Source organism: Heliomarina sp., from assembly GCF_052826185.1.
In genome coordinates, this window is record NZ_JBRBUI010000045.1 from 471211 (window position 1) to 486757 (window position 15547).

A 15547-nucleotide genomic window follows, 5' to 3' on the forward strand; every position below is an offset into this window, starting at 1 on the left:
AACGATGAGCAGTGAAAGACTGATCTACCTGCCTCTCGGTGGGGCGGGCGAAATTGGTATGAACGCCTATGTCTACGGCTATGGCGCACCGGACAAGGAACGCCTGATCCTTGTCGATCTTGGCGTTACCTTCCCCGACATGGACGGCACACCGGGTGTCGACCTGATCATGCCCGACATGACCTGGCTAAAGGAACGCGCTGACCGGCTCGACGGGATATTCATCACTCACGCGCATGAAGACCATATCGGGGCAGTGGCCCATTTCTACCAAGCGCTTGGCGCGCCAGTCTATGCGCGCCCCTTCACCGCCAATATCGCGCGACGCAAGATGGATGAATTCGGCCATCCCGAAGACGCGGTGCGTACGGTGTCCGCATGGCCGGAACAGATCAAGCTCGGGCCTTTTGCCGTCAGCTTCCTGCCGATCTCGCATTCCATCCCTGAATCCGCGTCGCTCGTGATCGACACGCCGGAAGGCCGGGTGATTCATTCGGGCGATTTCAAACTGGACGCCACGCCGGTCGTGGGCGAGGCCTTTGATCCCGATTTATGGGCCAAAGTCTGCAAGGACGGGGTGCGGGCGCTGATCTGCGACAGCACGAACGTCTTCTCGCCGCTTGCCGGGCGCTCGGAAATCACCGTCGGTCCCGAGATCGTGAACCTCGTCAGTCAAGCGGAAGGTATGGTCGTGGCCACGACTTTTGCCAGCAACGTCGCCCGCGTCAAAACGCTGGCCGAGGCCGGTGCCCGCGCCGGACGATCCATTGTTCTGCTGGGCCGCGCTATGCGTCGGATGGTCGAAGCCGCCGTCGAAACGGGCGTGCTGCAGGACTTCCCGAGTGTCGTCTCGCCCGAGGCGGCGCAGGATATTCCGCGCGAGAACCTGATGCTGCTTGTGACGGGCAGCCAGGGCGAACGTCGGGCCGCCAGCGCGCAACTGGCCCGCGGCAAATATCTGGGACTCGAGATGAAAGAGGGCGATCTCTTTCTGTTTTCCTCGAAGACGATCCCGGGCAATGAGCGCGGCGTAATCCGGATCATCAACGCCTTCTCGGAAAAAGGCGTGGATGTGGTCGATGATTCATCCGGTCTTTACCATGTCTCCGGCCACGCGAACCGGCCCGATCTCGAACGGCTGCACGCGCTGGTCAAGCCGCAGATCCTGATCCCCATGCATGGCGAACACCGCCACTTGCGCGAACATGCGCGCATCGCGTCGGACTCGGGTATGCAGTCCATGGTTGTCGTGAATGGCATGATGATGGACCTGTCGGGCAATGAGCTGCGCGTCGCCGAATATATCGAGACCGGGCGCACCTATCTGGACGGCTCGGTCCAGATCGGCGCGATGGACGGCGTGGTGCGCGACAGGATCCGCATGGCGCTGAACGGTCACGTGACCGTGACGCTGATCCTTGACGAGGAAGACGAACTTTTGGGCGACCCGTGGTGCGAGATCAGGGGCCTGCCGGAAACCGGATCCTCGCGCGCGCCACTGGTCGAGGTGATGGAAGAAGACCTCAGCCAGTTGCTGGGCCGTGCCAAGCCAAAGACTCTGCGCGACGATGATGCGCTGGAGGAGGCGCTGCGTCGCGCGATCCGTCAGACGGCCCAGAGCGAGATCGGAAAGAAGCCGGAAGTGACGATTGTCATCAGCCGGCTGGCGTAAAACTCTGTAAGTTGTCCGCCCGAGGGATTGGGCGGGCATTTTTCTTGCTGCGATCTGCGCCTTGGGCGAGATGCTCACTTTTCGCCGGAAGGGGGGGCGCTGCCCCCGCCGCCCTTTGGGCGTCTCCCCCGGGATTATTTCAGACCCAAAGAAGAGGATTGGCGGGGGCCTGCAACCTTTCCTGACGAGAGGCGTTGGGGGGAGAAGCCGGGCGATGACGTCCGGCAGAATTGGAGGTAGCCATGATCAAGAAACACGGATCGGCAAAATGGTCGGGTGGTCTTAAGGACGGCAAGGGCCATGTCTCGACCGAGACAGGCGTGCTCAGTGACCAGCCCTACGGATTCAACACACGTTTTGAAGGTGAGAAGGGGACCAATCCCGAAGAGCTGCTGGGGGCTGCTCATGCGAGCTGTTTCTCGATGGCTCTGAGCATGATCCTCGGGCAGAGCGATCTTGTTGCCGATAAAATCGAGACCCGCGCGACGGTTTCGCTTGAGGAGAAGGACGGCGGATTCGCCATTACGGCCGTGCATCTGGATGTGACCGCCAGCGTGCCCGGTGCTTCCGACGAAGATTTTCAGAAGGCGGCCGAAACCGCCAAGGAGAACTGTCCACTGTCGAAAGTGCTGAACGCCGATATCACGATGGATGCCAAGCTGGGTTGATCCACGCGAAATCGTCAGTTCAATGATTACCGCAGGGGCGTTTGCCGCCCTTGCGGTTTTTCGTATCAGCCAGCGCGCCGCTCTTCGAAGCTGAGCGCGATAAAGCTGGGCATGTGATCGCCCATGCCAACAACCTTGCCCGAGCCGCGTTCGCTGTCGGATTTGCTGCCCTTGCCCCGCGACGATTTGCGCGGTGTCTCCGCAGGCTCTGCCGCAGGAGCTTCGGCAGGCTCTTGCGGCGCGTCGGTTTTGGCGGCGCGGCGAGAGGAGGAGCGGCTGCGCTTTTTCGGCGCGGGTTCTTCTGCACTATCGGGTTCAACCGCGTCATTTGAGGTGGCGACCGGATTATCGATACGCGGAATCTGCTTTTGCACCAGCGCTTCGATATCGGCGAGGTTCTTTTCGTCACGCGGCACGCAGATCATCATCGCGGCACCGTCGCGCCCGGCGCGCCCGGTGCGGCCGATGCGGTGCACGTAATCCTCGGCATGCGAGGGGACGTCGAAGTTGAAGACATGGCTGACGCTTGGCACATCAAGACCGCGAGCGGCGACATCCGAGGCGACGAGGATCTTGAGCTCGCCATTGCGGAAACCCTCGAGGGTCCGGGTCCGTTGCGACTGGTCCAGATCGCCGTGGATCGGGGCGGCGTCATAGCCGTATTTCTTGAGCGATTTCGCGACGATATCCACATCCATCTTGCGGTTGCAGAAGATGATCGCGTTGGTCAGTTTCTCACCCTCGGCGTCGATCATCGCGCGTAGGACGCGGCGCTTTTCGCTGGCCTCGCGGTCTTTGCGCGAGCCTTTGAACATAACCACGCCCTGGGTGATGTTTTCACCGGTTGTGGCCTGCCGCGCGACTTCGACACGAGCCGGAGCGGAAAGGAAGGTGTTGGTGATCCGCTCGATCTCGGACGCCATCGTGGCCGAGAAGAACAGGGTCTGGCGCGTGAATGGCGTCAGCCCGAAAATGCGTTCGATATCAGGGATAAAGCCCATATCGAGCATCCGGTCGGCTTCGTCCACCACCATGATCTTGACGTCCGACAGGATCAGCTTGCCGCGTTCGAAATGGTCGAGCAGTCGGCCCGGTGTGGCGATCAGCACGTCCACGCCCTTGTCGATCAGCTTGTCCTGTTCGTTGAACGAGACACCGCCGATCAGCAGCGCCTTGGTCAGCTTGACGTGCTTGGCATAGACGTCGAAGTTCTCGGCCACCTGCGCGGCGAGTTCACGGGTCGGGCAGAGCACGAGGCTGCGGGGCATGCGCGCACGGGCGCGGCCACGGGCCAGCAGGGTGATCAGCGGCAGGGTGAAACTTGCCGTCTTGCCGGTACCGGTCTGGGCGATCCCAAGCACGTCCTGCCCTTCGAGAGCGGGGGGAATGGCGCCAGCCTGGATCGGAGTCGGGGTTTCGTACCCGGCTTCTTCGATCGCCTTGAGCACCTTGGGATTCAGTTTGAGGTCAGAAAATTTTGTCATTTGTATCCGCTGTTTGCGGACACTTTCTTGGCCCGCACCTATGGTCGGAGCCGGACCCGTACGGTCCTGTGCTAGTGCACACGATGGCTCTTGTCGCTGCCATTAACAAAATCGTGCGTGATCGTCAAACCGACAATGGATTTCTGCTATTTTACAGGGGCATTGGCGGCTGTTCGGAAACAATCTGGCTCAATTATCACGGTCAGCGACGCAATCCTGCCATGTCGGGAAGTGTTTGTTGATAGCCCCCGCGAGGTCAAGCGGGCGGTGCAGCAGCAGGCCGTGGCCCGAGAGCCGGTCGCGCAGCGATGGTGTATCGGCGCAGACCTCGTCGTAGAAACGGCGGAGGCCGGATATACCTTCCTCTTCTTCAAGCAAGGTAAACAACTCGTGCAGGGTGGCGCCACCAAGGGCGCGGGGCTGGGCCGGGCTTAGCTCGGCACGGTAAGAGCCTTTTTCGACGCGGTAGCGGTAGGCCGTCAGCCAATCCTCCCAATCGCCGACGTGGCAGTGCAGCAAGTCAACGTCGGGCAATTCGGTGCCATCGGCGGGCGATGCATCGATAAAGGCGCGGTGAATGCGCAATACCACGTTATCGAGGCCGGTCCGGACAAAGATCTTGCCCACGACATGGCTGAGGAAGCCGCCTTTCACATAAGCGCCGAATTCCGGATAGAGCCCGGCGACTGTTGCGTCTCGATTACCGTCATTGGGGAGGAAGGCTTTGAAATGCCTGGAACTTCCACCGAGGGACTCCGCAGGGCGGACCCGCGCCACGTTCGGGGGCCCTTGCACGGCGGCAAGTGCATTCGCCATGTCATCGGCTGGCCAGAGGAATTCATCGACATCGATATGGGCAAGCCAGTCAACCTCGGGCTTGCGCTGGTAGGCATGGGTCGCATTGCGGGACTGGCGGACCTGATGCTTCGCCGGACGCTGGATGCCGCGTCTTTTCCAGTATTGCGCGTCGCATTGGATGACGCGGATCTTGGGGTGCTCGGCCAGAAATGGTTCGGCTTCGGGGCAGGGGGTGTCGAGATAAAGGTAAAGCCGATGGCAGCCCAGCTCGAGGTGATGCGCGGCAAAGCCGAGGATCGCTGACGCGTCGGCCTTTACAGTTGAAACGAGGCCCCATCGGGGCCCCGCATCCGGTTTTTGCTCAGGTCTTCCAGCCAGGTCACTGGCCCTTAGAAGATGAAGTCATCGGCGCCGATATCGGCAATGTCCATGTCTTGCAGCAGAATGGTGCTCTTGCCGCTTTTCAGAAGGACACCGTCGTCATGATCCTTGATCGTGAGGTCGTCAAAGTTGTCGACGCCCCATTTCTTCAAGACGATCATGTCATTGCCGTCTTGGAAATCTTCGATCACGTCACGACCGGTCGCTTTCTTGAAGACGAACTTGTCGTTACCGCCGCCGCCTTTCAGGTCGTCTTTGCCTTTGCCGCCGATGAGAACGTCGTCACCGCCGCCCCCGGCCAGGGAATCGTTACCCTTGCCACCGACCAGCTTGTCCTTGCCGCCATTGCCATAGAGCGAATCCGCGCCGCCGTTACCGACGACCTTGTCATTGCCTTTGCTTCCCTTGATGACGTCGTCACCCTTGCTGCCAAACAGCTTGTCGTCTCCGCCACGGCCGATGATCTTGTCATCGCCGGCGAGACCCTTGAACTTGTCGTTTCCGCCCGTGCCCTTCATCAGGTCGTCGCCGAGCGAAGCGGAGGTGCGGTCAAAGACGACCTTGAGGGTCAGAACATCGCCGGACACCAGGGAAATCCCTTCGCCGTCATTGATGTAATTGATGACGATCTCATCGTCGGTCCACTCGATCATGGAGTTGTCCCATGGTCCCGTGGTTTGCTTGGAGAGAATCTTTACTTTTTGGAAATCCTGCACCGTATTGCCGACATCGCTCAGGATCTCGGCGTTATGCGTTGCCGTCTGGCCCTGCGCATCCTTGTTCGCCGCGAGCGCGTCCTGGGTGTATGTGATCTCGATCTTGTTCTTCGAGATGTCCCAGACTTCGTCGATTCCGTTTTCTTCGATAAATTCGAAATCTTCGGTTCCAGGGCCCGGTGTCACCTCGTAAGGTCCGAAAAAGACGTTGTCCCGTGTTGGGAATACGGTCGTCCATTCCAGAGTGCTACCAATCAAACTCATATTCTCGTTCCCGTTTACAAAAGCAAATGTGGCAACACCATGGCAGCACGCGAGGGTTGTTGCAATCGCTTGCTTGCCTCCTGCAAGTGTCTTTGGAAACGATCAGACCATCATTTCCTTGGTCGCTGTCAGGTTGATGTCGGGGTAGTCACGCTCGACCCTGTCGATGTCCCATTGGAGGCGTGTGAGGTAAACCGTGTCGCCATCATTGTCGGTGGCGATATGCTGCTTGTTCGCATTGGTAAACTTTTCAATGGCTTGCTTGTCACCGTTCACCCACCGCGCAGAGGTGAACTGCGACGGTTCAAAGCGTACCGGCAGGCCGTATTCCATCTCGATCCGGCTGGCGAGCACTTCGAATTGCAGGGCTCCGACGACGCCGACAATAAATCCCGACCCGATCGAGGGCTTGAACACTTTTGCGGCACCTTCCTCGGCAAACTGCATCAGCGCCTTTTCCAGATGCTTTGCCTTCATCGGGTCGCCCGCGCGCACGCCCTGCAAAAGTTCGGGGGCGAAGGACGGGATACCAGTAACACGAAGATCTTCACCTTCGGTTAACGTGTCGCCGATGCGAAGCTGGCCGTGGTTCGGAATGCCGATGATGTCGCCAGCCCATGCTTCTTCAGCCAATTCACGGTCGGAAGCGAGAAACATTACCGGGTTCGAAATTGCCATTGGCTTTTTTGACCGCACATGGGTCAGCTTCATGCCGCGTTTGAAATGTCCCGAGGCCATGCGCACAAATGCAACGCGGTCGCGGTGCTTGGGGTCCATATTGGCCTGCACTTTGAAGACAAAGCCGGAAACCTTTGATTCTTCAGGAAGAATCTGGCGCGGCGTGGCGGCCTGAATCTGCGGTTCGGGGCCGTAATTGGCGATGCCGTCCATCAGTTCCTTGACGCCGAAGGAGTTAATCGCCGAGCCGAACCAGATCGGGGTAAGCGTGCCTTCGAGCATGGCCTTCTTGTCGAGCGGCGGCAGCAGTTCGCGCGCCATCTCAAGCTCTTCCTGCAGTTTTTCCAGCAGGTGAGCGGGAACGTGCTGGGCCAGTTTCGGATCATCCAGCCCTTTGATTTCAATGCTTTGCGCGATCTTGTTGCGATCGGCGCGGTCCATCAGTTCAAGCCGGTCGCGCAGGATGTCGTAGCAGCCGACGAAATCGCGCCCCTGGCCAATTGGCCAGCTTGCCGGTGTCACGTCGATGGCGAGGTTTTCCTGAATTTCGTCAATGATCTCAAAGACGTCGCGGCTTTCCCGGTCCATCTTGTTACAGAAGGTCAGGATCGGCAGGTCGCGCAACCGGCAGACTTCGAACAGTTTCTGGGTCTGGCTTTCCACGCCCTTCGCGCCGTCGATCACCATGATCGCCGCGTCCACCGCCGTCAGCGTGCGATAGGTGTCTTCGGAAAAGTCCGAGTGGCCGGGCGTGTCCACGAGATTGAAGCGGAAGTTGTTGAAATCGAAAGACATTGCCGATGCCGAGACGGAGATCCCGCGGTCTTTTTCCATCTGCATGAAGTCCGACCGCGTGCGCCGCGCTTCGCCCTTTGCGCGGACCTGTCCGGCCATCTGGATCGCACCACCGTAAAGGAGGAATTTCTCGGTCAGCGTGGTCTTGCCCGCATCCGGGTGCGAGATGATGGCAAAGGTGCGCCGCCGGGCAATTTCGGCGGGCAGGTCGGGGCGATTTTGAGCGGTATCCAGCATAGCGCGCGTATAGGTAAGGTTTTCGCCAAGAGCAAGAAAATCGGCGGCACTGGTGATGCACAAGCTGTACACCCCCTGTACACCGGACGGCAGCCTGCCTTGCGTTAAGGAATTGTCAGGCCGTCGGGCAACCCATCGGACGCTCGCATTGCCCGACTTTAACGCTGGCGCTCTAGACGGGGGTGATTCCAAGTCACCGGAGAGCGCGATGAATAAATCGGATGCCCATAGCGAAATGCTGGCGACGCTTGAGCAGCTTCAGCGTGAGATCAAGCAGAAATGGCTGGTCCGCAGCCTCCCGGTGGACTGGAACGCGCTGGACCATTGGCACCCGGTTACGCCGCACAAGACGCGCGTGACGATTCGGCTCGACAGCGACATGGTGCGCTGGTTCCGCAAGTTGGGGCCGGGTTACAGCACACGTATCAACATGGTGCTGCGGCTGTACTGGACCGCATTGCTGTCGGGCGAAATCGACCGGTATTTTCAGGATGATACGATTCCTCAGCTCTGGCTGCAGGCCGAAGCGATGGAACGCGAGATCAAGGAAGGCGCCCGAAGAAAACCCCGCAAGTCAGAGCCGGAGGACTGCTGGGATGAGGATGCGACGGACGACGACGGCGAGGATGCCGGGCCGGATGAGGATTAGGCGCGGATACCGGCGGAAGGCGCGGCGTTCTTCGCGGGCTTCATCACCGGATTGACTGCTGCATGTCCGATCAGCTCATCGAAGGCGGCGCGGGTCGAAAGGCGATCCAGCGCGATAATGCTGAACGGCGTGCCGGGTGCAATCGGGTCGATGGGGGCAAGGTAGATTCCCGCGATATGGTCGCGCGTGTCGGTTTCGACGAGGATGATGGCCCGCGCGATCCGCCCCGCCGCAGACATCAGCGTAACCGTGCCATCCAGATGCAGGGATGCTCCGGCGGTGCCGGTTTCCGAAGACCCGGCGATTTCCGGCACGTGACCTGATGTCATGTGAAAGGCGAGGCTGGACGTGGTGCTGCCAGCGGCAAGAACGTAGACATCGTCCGGCACCAGCTCATCCAGAACCGAAAGCGAATCCCCTTCGTTCACGCCCTCGACCGCGCAGAAGGCGCTTGCATCATGAACCGGAACGGATTGGGTAAACAGCCGGTCGCAACCCGCGAAATCGGCTGCAATCACATTGTTCTGGAAGGCGCTTTCTGGATAGTTCTGCATCTTCTTGGGCTGCGTCTGTCGTTTATGTTGCACTCTTCCTAGGAGATGAATGTGACCTATTGTGGTCAAGACACCGGTGAAAAGCTGGCATTACATCATTTGCGAGGATAGTCCTGCTAAAAAGTGCACAAGGAGTTAACCGATGGATTTGGGAATTAAGGGTAAACGGGCATTGGTCTGCGCCAGCAGCAAAGGGCTGGGTCTGGGCTGCGCGCGCGCTCTGGCCGAGGCCGGCGTCGATCTTGTCATGAACGCCCGCGGGGCAGAGGCTCTCGAAGCATCAGCCTCGGCGATCCGCGAGGATTTCGGCGTCAATGTGGAAACCGTTGCCTGCGACGTGACCACGCCCGAGGGGCAGGCGCAGGTTCTCGAAGTGGCCGGGCAGGTCGATATCCTCGTGACCAATGCGGGCGGACCGCCTCCGGGCCTCTGGAGCGACTGGGATCGTGACGATTTCATCAAGGCGCTGGATGCGAACATGCTGACGCCGATCGCTTTCATGAAGGCGCTGTTGCCGGGGATGATGGATCGTGGCTGGGGCCGGGTGGTGAATATCACCAGCCAGTCGGTGCGCGCGCCGATCGGCGTGCTTGGCCTGTCCAATTCCGCGCGCGCCGGGTTAACGGGATATGTCGCAGGTACCTCGCGGCAGGTGGCGCCCAAGGGGGTTTGCATCAACAACATTCTGCCGGGCATCCATGACACCGACCGCGCCGAATCGCTTGATGGCGGTGTGAGCCGTGAACAGAATATCTCGATGGAAGAGGCCCGCGCCCGGCGTCAGGCGACGATCCCGGCCCGCGCCTATGGCACCGCAGAAGATTTCGGTGCGGCCTGCGCCTTTCTCTGCTCGCAGCAGGCGAAGTTCATCATTGGTCAGAACCTGCTGATCGATGGCGGGGCCTCGAACATCACGATCTGACATGGCGAGCGGTTTTTCCCTGAAAGACCAGTTGTTCAACCTTGAAAGGGTCCGCTATCTGGCGGGCCTTTTTTCCGACGCGCCGGGGTTTGGGGCGGCACGGTTCGAAGCGCGGGTGATGGAACGCCTGCCCGAGCTGGAGCTGAAAGCGCGCATCGCATGGATCGCGGAATGTCTGGAAGAGGCCATTCCGGGCGATCTTTCAGTGGTTGGTCCGGCGATAAGAAATGCGCTGCCGTCGCCGCTGGACCCGACGAAAAGCGACGATGATTTCGGTAGTTTCATCTTTGCGCCGCTAGGCGAATGGGTGGTGAACACCGGGCTGGAAGACCCGGATCGCGGGCTGGACCTGCTGCGCGAGATTACGCAGCGATTTTCGATGGAATGGGCGATCCGGCCCTTTCTGAACCGCTGGCCAGATCTTGTGCTGGCCCGGCTGGAGGGCTGGGCCGAAGACGATCACTACCATGTGCGGCGGCTGGTGAGTGAAGGGACGCGGCCGCGTCTGCCTTGGGGGCAGGGCGTGTCGCTGCCGCTTGATGCGGGCCTGCCGCTGCTGGATCGGCTACATGGCGACCCGACGCGTTTCGTGACCCGTTCGGTCGCGAACCATCTCAACGACATCACCAAGAAGGAACCGGATCTGGTTCTGGCGCGGCTGGCGGATTGGCGGGACCAAGGACGTCAGGCGGATAAGGAGCTGGCCTGGATGACGGCCCATGCGCTGCGGGGGCTGATCAAGGCGGGGCATCCCGGCGCGCTTGAGATGCTGGGATTTGACGCCGAGGCCGATCTGGAATGCAAGCTGCGGCTGGGGCGAGACAGCCTGCGCATCGGCGAGGCGCTCGACATCGGGTGCGAGATCACGGGCGCGCAGGCTATGCCGGTGCTGGTCGATTACATCATCTGGTTCGTCAAGCCGGATGGAGGCCAGCGGTCCAAGGTGTTCAAGCTCAAACAGGGCAAGCTGACAGCCGGAAAACCTTTGATCCTGCAAAAGAGTCATCGGCTGAAGGGGGACGCGACCACCTTTCGGCTGAGCCCTGGACGCCATGCGGTGGGGATGCAGGTGAACGGAAAGCTGTGCGCGCGGGCGGATTTCACGCTCTTGCCTGCGGCGGAGTGACTTGCGCGGGGGCTTGCGGGTTGCTATCCGCGCCTCTACCCGACAGAAATGCTCGGCACCGCCAGTGAGGCCCGCTTGCAAGACCTGAAGACCCAACCCCGGCTGGAAATCCGCAACCTTGTGCGCCGCTACGAGGGGCGCGTGGTGGTGGATGATGTGTCGCTGACCATCCTGCCGGGACAGGTGACCTGTCTTCTGGGGCCATCGGGCTGTGGCAAATCCACGACGCTGCGGATCATCGCCGGGGTCGAAATGCAGGACAGCGGCGAAATCTGGGTGGATGGCAAGCTGGTCTGCGACACCCATTACCGGGTGCCGCCCGAGCGGCGCGGCATCGGGCTGATGTTCCAGGATTTCGCGCTCTTCCCGCATCTGAGCGTCGCCGATAACGTGGCATTCGGTCTGCGCGGCGCGTCGCGCGAGAAAAAGCGCGCCCGGGTCGAAAGCCTGCTGGAACGGGTCGACCTGCTGCGCCATATCGATGGCTACCCGCATGAACTTTCCGGCGGTGAGCAGCAGCGCGTTGCGCTGGCCCGCGCGCTCGCGCCGCGTCCCCGCATCATGCTGATGGACGAGCCGTTTTCCGGGTTGGACAACCGGCTGCGCGATGGCATCCGGGATGAGACCCTTGGTGTGCTCAAGGACGAGGATACCGCCGTGTTGCTGGTCACCCATGAGCCGGACGAGGCGATGCGCATGGCCGACGAGATCGCGCTGATGCGTGCCGGAAAGATCGTTCAGCAGGGCGCGCCGTACAATGTATACAACCGCCCTGTCGACCGGGCGGCGGTGTCCTTCTTTTCCGATGCCAATGTGTTGCAGGCCGAGGTGACGGGCGCGCTGGCCGAAACCGCCTTTGGCCAGTTTCTTGCGCCGGGCGTGGCGGATGGGACGATGGTCGATATCGTGTTCCGCCCGCAGCATGTGCGCATCGATTTCGACCGGGGCGGCAACGGTCCGCGCCCGACCGAGACCGACGGTGTGGCGGCGCGGGGCGTGGTCAAGCGGTCGCGTTTCATGGGGCATGAATCGCTGGTCGAATTCGTGATGGATTTCGACGGGTCGGTGCTGAAAGCCACCGTGCCGAATGTTTTCCTGCCCAAGCCCGGCAAGGTGATGTGGCTGACCGTTCCGCGTGATCGTTGTTTCGTGTTTCCCGCCGCCACGTGAGATGAATGGCCCGATGGGCCATGCCCCCGGCGGGGATATTTTTGACCCAAAGAAGAGAGAGGGAATGCGTCCGGTCAGCGGGGCTGGCGTTAATCGGCGGCGTTGAAATCGGAGAGCTGCCGGCCCGGTTCGTCAACGAAGAGTTCCGGCAGCGGCGTGGCGGTTTCGATCAGGTCGGTGCGGATCTGCGTGAAACGGTTCGATGTCTCGCTCCAGCCGGTGAGAATCCAGTTGCGACCCCAGTTTTCGAGCCTGAGCGGGCGGATGGTTTCGGGCTGCTGGCCGGTTTCGGTCACTTGCAGTTTCTGGCGGGCGCGGATGGCGCTGCGCAGGGCGGGGAGATGCGAAAAACTCCGGGCGGCGCGGGCGGCCGGGAGGGCGGCAGTTTTCCAAGCATCAGCGGGGGCGGTCTGTTCCTCGGGCAGGGCGGCGTCGATTTTTTGGGCGAGGGTGCGGGCATGGGCCGACAAGTCGGGATCGCTCGATTCGGCGACGATGGCGAGGGCGAGATGGAGCGCTTCGAGTTCTGGCGGGGCGAGTTTCAGCGGCGGCAGCAGGATTTCATCGCCGAGCCGGTAGCCGGTGCCGCGTGTGCCGGTGATGGCCGCGCCGCTTTTCGCAAGCGTTTCCATATCGCGGTAGATGCTCCGCTGCGAGACGCCGAGGCGGGTGGCGAGATCGGCGGCGCGATGCAGCCTGCCGTCATGCAGGATGCCTAGGAGTTGAAAGAGGCGGTCGGCGCGGGACATGGGGGCATTCTGTGCCGAAGGGGTCAGGAAGTCGAGTGCAACTGACAAAAACATGTCAGTTTCGATTTCGGGAGGGGGAGGCGGCGGAAAACCGGCTTGGGCGGGGCGTCTCCGGTCGGGTTTGCGCTTTTCCCGGCGCTGGGGCGGATTTAGAAACGATGCCGAACACGCCCCTGCGCGATCTGCGGCACGAGGCGAATAAGAACTGACAAGGAGTTGAACATGTTGAATAATATTGGCCTTCCGGGCCTTCTGCTTATCGCGGTCGTGGTGCTGGTGCTGTTCGGACGCGGCAAGATCAGCTCGCTCATGGGCGAAGTTGGCAAGGGAATCACCGCTTTCAAGAGGGGCGTTTCCGATGGCTCGAAAGAGATCGAGGAACAGGATGAACTGGCGGCCAAGGACGTGACGCCGACGGACGCGGAAAAAGACAAGGTCTGATCTGACATGTTCGATCTGGGTTGGACGGAGCTTCTGCTGATCGGCGTTGTGGCACTGATCGTGGTGGGGCCCAAGGATTTGCCAGTGCTGTTCCGGAACGTCGGCCGCTTTGTCGGCAAGGCCAAGGGTATGGCGCGGGAGTTCTCGCGGGCGATGGAGGATGCGGCGGATGAATCTGGCGTGCGCGACATCGCCAAGGGGCTCAAGACCGCCTCCAACCCGATGGCGAGCGCGATGGACAGCGTCAAGGATGCGACCCGCGATCTGACAAGCGGGTTCGATCCCAAGAAATACAAACCCGGGAGCGAGACCGGCAAGCTGGCCGCGGACCGGGACGAGAACGCGAAGAAGATCAAGGCAGCCACCGCGCGGGCCGCGGCCGAGCGCAAGTCGCGCGAAGCGGCCGAAGCGGCAGCTCAGGCGGATGCGGCCGAGGCCGATGTGACCGCAGAGACGGCCAGCCCTGAACCAACCGGACCCAAAGAATGAGCCAGATGGCGAATGACGACATCGACGACAGCGCAGCGCCGCTGATCGAACACCTTGCGGAACTGCGCAACCGGCTGATCCATTCGGTCGTCGCCTTTGTCGTTGGCATGGTGATCTGTTTCACCGTGGCGACGCCGCTGTTCAATTTCCTGACCAACCCGCTTTGCGAGGTACTGGCCACGCGCGGACAGGATTGCGACCTGATCTTCATCAGCCCGCAGGAAGGCTTTTTCGTTGCGATCAAGATCTCGCTTCTGGGCGGGTTCATCCTCGCCTTTCCCTATATCGGGTTGCAGATGTGGCGCTTTGTGGCGCCCGGGCTTTACAAGTCCGAAAAGGGCGCTTTCCTGCCCTTCCTGATCGCGTCGCCTTTCATGTTCCTGCTGGGGGCGTCCTTTGCCTTTTACGTGGTGACACCGCTGGCCTATGATTTCTTCCTTGGTTTTCAGCAGTTCGGCGCTGAGGGCGAGGCGGTCGTGGCACAGCCAGAGATGGCGCAGCCGGGGCTGAGCGTGGTGTTCCAGGGCTCGGCGCAGGAATACCTGAACCTGACCGTGAAATTCATCGTGGCCTTTGGCCTGTGTTTCCAGCTGCCGGTGCTGCTGACCCTGATGGGCAAGGCCGGGCTGGTGAGCGCGGACGGGCTTAAGGGCGTGCGCAAATATGCGGTGGTGGCCATCCTCGTGCTGGCCGCGCTGGTGACGCCGCCGGACGTGATCACGCAGGTCATCCTGTTTGTGGTGGTCTACGGGCTTTACGAGATTTCGATATTCCTTGTGCGCCGGGTCGAGACCAAGCGTGAGGCCGAGCTGCGGGCGCAGGGCTATTACGACGATGAAGAAGAGTTCGACGACCCGCTTGCCGCTGAATTCGACGAAGAGCGGGAAGACGGCAAGTGAGTGAAGTACAACTGACGAGAATTGCGGCGGCGCTTGAGAGGATGTCTCCGGCGCCGCTGCCGGCACCGGATTTCAGCGGCGCGCCCGCTTTCGTGTGGCACGTGGACCCGGAGCGGCTGGTGCCGGTGCCGGTGGTCAACCGGGTGGGGCTGGACCTTTTGGTCGGGATCGACCGGTCGCGCGACACGCTGCTGGACAACACGCGGCGGTTCGCCAAGGGGTTCGCTGCCAATAACGCGCTGCTCTGGGGCGCGCGGGGCATGGGAAAGTCGAGCCTTGTCAAGGCGATCCATGCAGAGGTTTGCGCGGAAAATCCGGATCTTAAACTGGTCGAGCTGCAACGCGAAGATCTGCCATCGGTCGGACGTCTGCTCACGCACCTGAGGGAAGCGCCGCAGCGGTTCGTGCTGTTCTGCGATGACCTGTCGTTCAGCCATGATGACGAGCATTACAAGTCGCTCAAGGCGGTGCTGGATGGCGGCATCGAGGGGCGGCCGGATAACGTGGTTCTTTATGCCACCTCGAACCGGCGCCACCTGATGCCTCGCGACATGATCGAGAACGAACGCTCAAGCGCGATCAGCCCGTCGGAAGCGGTCGAGGAGAAGGTTTCGCTTTCCGACCGGTTCGGGCTGTGGCTGGGCTTCCATCCCTGTTCGCAGGACGAATACCTTGCGATGATCGATCGGTATTGCGCGGAGCATGGCGTCGACGTGGCCCCGGATGATCTGCGCGCCGAGGCGATTGAATGGCAGGCCACGCGCGGATCACGTTCGGGCCGGGTGGCATGGCAGTTCTTTGTCGACCTCGCGGGGCGTCACGGGGTACGTATCGGGTAAAGGCGAAACCGGAGGA

General features: G+C 61.2%; 16 protein-coding genes and 1 pseudogene. 10 read left to right on the forward strand and 7 right to left on the reverse strand.

Annotation, left to right across the window (positions count from 1 at the left end; genetic code table 11):
• Positions 1-4: 4 nt before the first annotated feature.
• Both ACU0FH_RS14530 and ACU0FH_RS14535 read left to right on the forward strand, forming a co-directional pair.
• Positions 5-1672, forward strand: coding sequence for a ribonuclease J (locus ACU0FH_RS14530; protein WP_446195365.1), 1668 nt, complete (start codon positions 5-7; stop codon positions 1670-1672).
• A 242-nt stretch (positions 1673-1914) separates the two neighbouring features.
• Positions 1915-2340, forward strand: coding sequence for an OsmC family protein (locus tag ACU0FH_RS14535; protein WP_446195367.1), 426 nt, complete (start codon positions 1915-1917; stop codon positions 2338-2340).
• Between the two features lie 65 nt (positions 2341-2405).
• Here ACU0FH_RS14535 and ACU0FH_RS14540 read toward each other — a convergent pair whose 3' ends face one another.
• The 5 genes and pseudogenes from ACU0FH_RS14540 to ACU0FH_RS14560 form a co-directional block, all read right to left on the reverse strand.
• On the reverse strand, positions 2406-3824 hold the full coding sequence (locus ACU0FH_RS14540; protein ID WP_446195369.1) for a DEAD/DEAH box helicase: 1419 nt from the start codon (positions 3822-3824) through the stop codon (positions 2406-2408).
• Between the two features lie 189 nt (positions 3825-4013).
• Complete coding sequence (locus ACU0FH_RS14545) at positions 4014-4478, reverse strand: hypothetical protein (protein WP_446195371.1); 465 nt, start codon at positions 4476-4478, stop codon at positions 4014-4016.
• A gap of 225 nt (positions 4479-4703) precedes the next feature.
• A pseudogene (locus tag ACU0FH_RS14550) lies at positions 4704-5000 on the reverse strand (glycosyltransferase family 2 protein); the annotation flags it as partial.
• A gap of 11 nt (positions 5001-5011) precedes the next feature.
• Positions 5012-5983: a calcium-binding protein gene (locus ACU0FH_RS14555; RefSeq protein WP_446195372.1), complete on the reverse strand. Its 972-nt coding sequence runs from the start codon at positions 5981-5983 to the stop codon at positions 5012-5014.
• A gap of 102 nt (positions 5984-6085) precedes the next feature.
• Complete coding sequence (locus ACU0FH_RS14560) at positions 6086-7693, reverse strand: peptide chain release factor 3 (RefSeq protein WP_446195616.1); 1608 nt, start codon at positions 7691-7693, stop codon at positions 6086-6088.
• Positions 7694-7901: 208 nt separating this feature from the next.
• Here ACU0FH_RS14560 and ACU0FH_RS14565 point away from each other — a divergent pair, with 208 nt between their 5' ends.
• A complete protein-coding gene (locus ACU0FH_RS14565) occupies positions 7902-8342 on the forward strand; it encodes a BrnA antitoxin family protein (RefSeq protein WP_446195374.1) in 441 nt (146 codons plus the stop codon).
• On the opposite strand, the gene ACU0FH_RS14570 is transcribed toward ACU0FH_RS14565, so the two are convergent.
• Positions 8339-8896 (reverse strand): hypothetical protein, encoded by a 558-nt coding sequence (locus ACU0FH_RS14570; RefSeq protein ID WP_446195375.1) that lies wholly within the window; start codon positions 8894-8896, stop codon positions 8339-8341. The two genes, ACU0FH_RS14565 and ACU0FH_RS14570, sit on opposite strands and share 4 nt — an antisense overlap.
• A gap of 142 nt (positions 8897-9038) precedes the next feature.
• Here ACU0FH_RS14570 and ACU0FH_RS14575 point away from each other — a divergent pair, with 142 nt between their 5' ends.
• From ACU0FH_RS14575 to ACU0FH_RS14585, 3 genes are read left to right on the forward strand one after another with little or no spacing between them, the layout of a single operon-like run.
• Positions 9039-9818: an SDR family oxidoreductase gene (locus tag ACU0FH_RS14575; RefSeq protein WP_446195376.1), complete on the forward strand. Its 780-nt coding sequence runs from the start codon at positions 9039-9041 to the stop codon at positions 9816-9818.
• 1 nt (position 9819) lies between these two features.
• Positions 9820-10944 (forward strand): hypothetical protein, encoded by a 1125-nt coding sequence (locus ACU0FH_RS14580; RefSeq protein WP_446195377.1) that lies wholly within the window; start codon positions 9820-9822, stop codon positions 10942-10944.
• Positions 10945-10992: 48 nt separating this feature from the next.
• Entirely contained in the window at positions 10993-12114 is a 1122-nt protein-coding gene (locus ACU0FH_RS14585) for an ABC transporter ATP-binding protein (protein WP_446195379.1), read from the forward strand.
• A gap of 89 nt (positions 12115-12203) precedes the next feature.
• On the opposite strand, the gene ACU0FH_RS14590 is transcribed toward ACU0FH_RS14585, so the two are convergent.
• Positions 12204-12863, reverse strand: a complete 660-nt coding sequence (locus tag ACU0FH_RS14590; RefSeq protein ID WP_446195380.1) for a helix-turn-helix transcriptional regulator — start codon at positions 12861-12863, stop codon at positions 12204-12206.
• Between the two features lie 222 nt (positions 12864-13085).
• On the opposite strand from ACU0FH_RS14590, the gene ACU0FH_RS14595 reads away from it, so the two are divergent.
• The 4 genes from ACU0FH_RS14595 to ACU0FH_RS14610 are packed head-to-tail and all read left to right on the forward strand — an operon-like array spanning position 13086 to position 15531.
• The gene (locus ACU0FH_RS14595; RefSeq protein WP_446195382.1) at positions 13086-13304 is read left to right on the forward strand and encodes a twin-arginine translocase TatA/TatE family subunit; all 219 of its coding nucleotides are present in this window, start codon (positions 13086-13088) and stop codon (positions 13302-13304) included.
• Positions 13305-13310: 6 nt separating this feature from the next.
• Positions 13311-13793: a Sec-independent protein translocase protein TatB gene (gene tatB, locus ACU0FH_RS14600; RefSeq protein WP_446195383.1), complete on the forward strand. Its 483-nt coding sequence runs from the start codon at positions 13311-13313 to the stop codon at positions 13791-13793.
• Between the two features lie 5 nt (positions 13794-13798).
• The gene (tatC, locus tag ACU0FH_RS14605) at positions 13799-14692 is read left to right on the forward strand and encodes a twin-arginine translocase subunit TatC (protein WP_238369533.1); all 894 of its coding nucleotides are present in this window, start codon (positions 13799-13801) and stop codon (positions 14690-14692) included.
• Entirely contained in the window at positions 14689-15531 is an 843-nt protein-coding gene (locus tag ACU0FH_RS14610) for an ATP-binding protein (protein ID WP_446195384.1), read from the forward strand. Before tatC ends, ACU0FH_RS14610 begins: the two co-directional genes overlap by 4 nt.
• The last annotated feature ends 16 nt before the right edge of the window (positions 15532-15547 follow it).

Bases quoted from the DNA above. Each gene is read 5' to 3' on its own strand.
- ACU0FH_RS14530 (WP_446195365.1), top strand. From the start codon at position 5: ATGAGCAGTGAAAGACTGATCTACCTGCCTCTCGGTGGGGCGGGCGAA.
- ACU0FH_RS14535 (WP_446195367.1), top strand. From the start codon at position 1,915: ATGATCAAGAAACACGGATCGGCAAAATGGTCGGGTGGTCTTAAGGAC.
- ACU0FH_RS14540 (WP_446195369.1), bottom strand. From the start codon at position 3,824: ATGACAAAATTTTCTGACCTCAAACTGAATCCCAAGGTGCTCAAGGCG.
- ACU0FH_RS14555 (WP_446195372.1), bottom strand. From the start codon at position 5,983: ATGAGTTTGATTGGTAGCACTCTGGAATGGACGACCGTATTCCCAACA.
- ACU0FH_RS14560 (WP_446195616.1), bottom strand. From the start codon at position 7,693: ATGCTGGATACCGCTCAAAATCGCCCCGACCTGCCCGCCGAAATTGCC.
- ACU0FH_RS14565 (WP_446195374.1), top strand. From the start codon at position 7,902: ATGAATAAATCGGATGCCCATAGCGAAATGCTGGCGACGCTTGAGCAG.
- ACU0FH_RS14570 (WP_446195375.1), bottom strand. From the start codon at position 8,896: ATGCAGAACTATCCAGAAAGCGCCTTCCAGAACAATGTGATTGCAGCC.
- ACU0FH_RS14575 (WP_446195376.1), top strand. From the start codon at position 9,039: ATGGATTTGGGAATTAAGGGTAAACGGGCATTGGTCTGCGCCAGCAGC.
- ACU0FH_RS14580 (WP_446195377.1), top strand. From the start codon at position 9,820: ATGGCGAGCGGTTTTTCCCTGAAAGACCAGTTGTTCAACCTTGAAAGG.
- ACU0FH_RS14585 (WP_446195379.1), top strand. From the start codon at position 10,993: ATGCTCGGCACCGCCAGTGAGGCCCGCTTGCAAGACCTGAAGACCCAA.
- ACU0FH_RS14590 (WP_446195380.1), bottom strand. From the start codon at position 12,863: ATGTCCCGCGCCGACCGCCTCTTTCAACTCCTAGGCATCCTGCATGAC.
- ACU0FH_RS14595 (WP_446195382.1), top strand. From the start codon at position 13,086: ATGTTGAATAATATTGGCCTTCCGGGCCTTCTGCTTATCGCGGTCGTG.
- tatB (WP_446195383.1), top strand. From the start codon at position 13,311: ATGTTCGATCTGGGTTGGACGGAGCTTCTGCTGATCGGCGTTGTGGCA.
- tatC (WP_238369533.1), top strand. From the start codon at position 13,799: ATGGCGAATGACGACATCGACGACAGCGCAGCGCCGCTGATCGAACAC.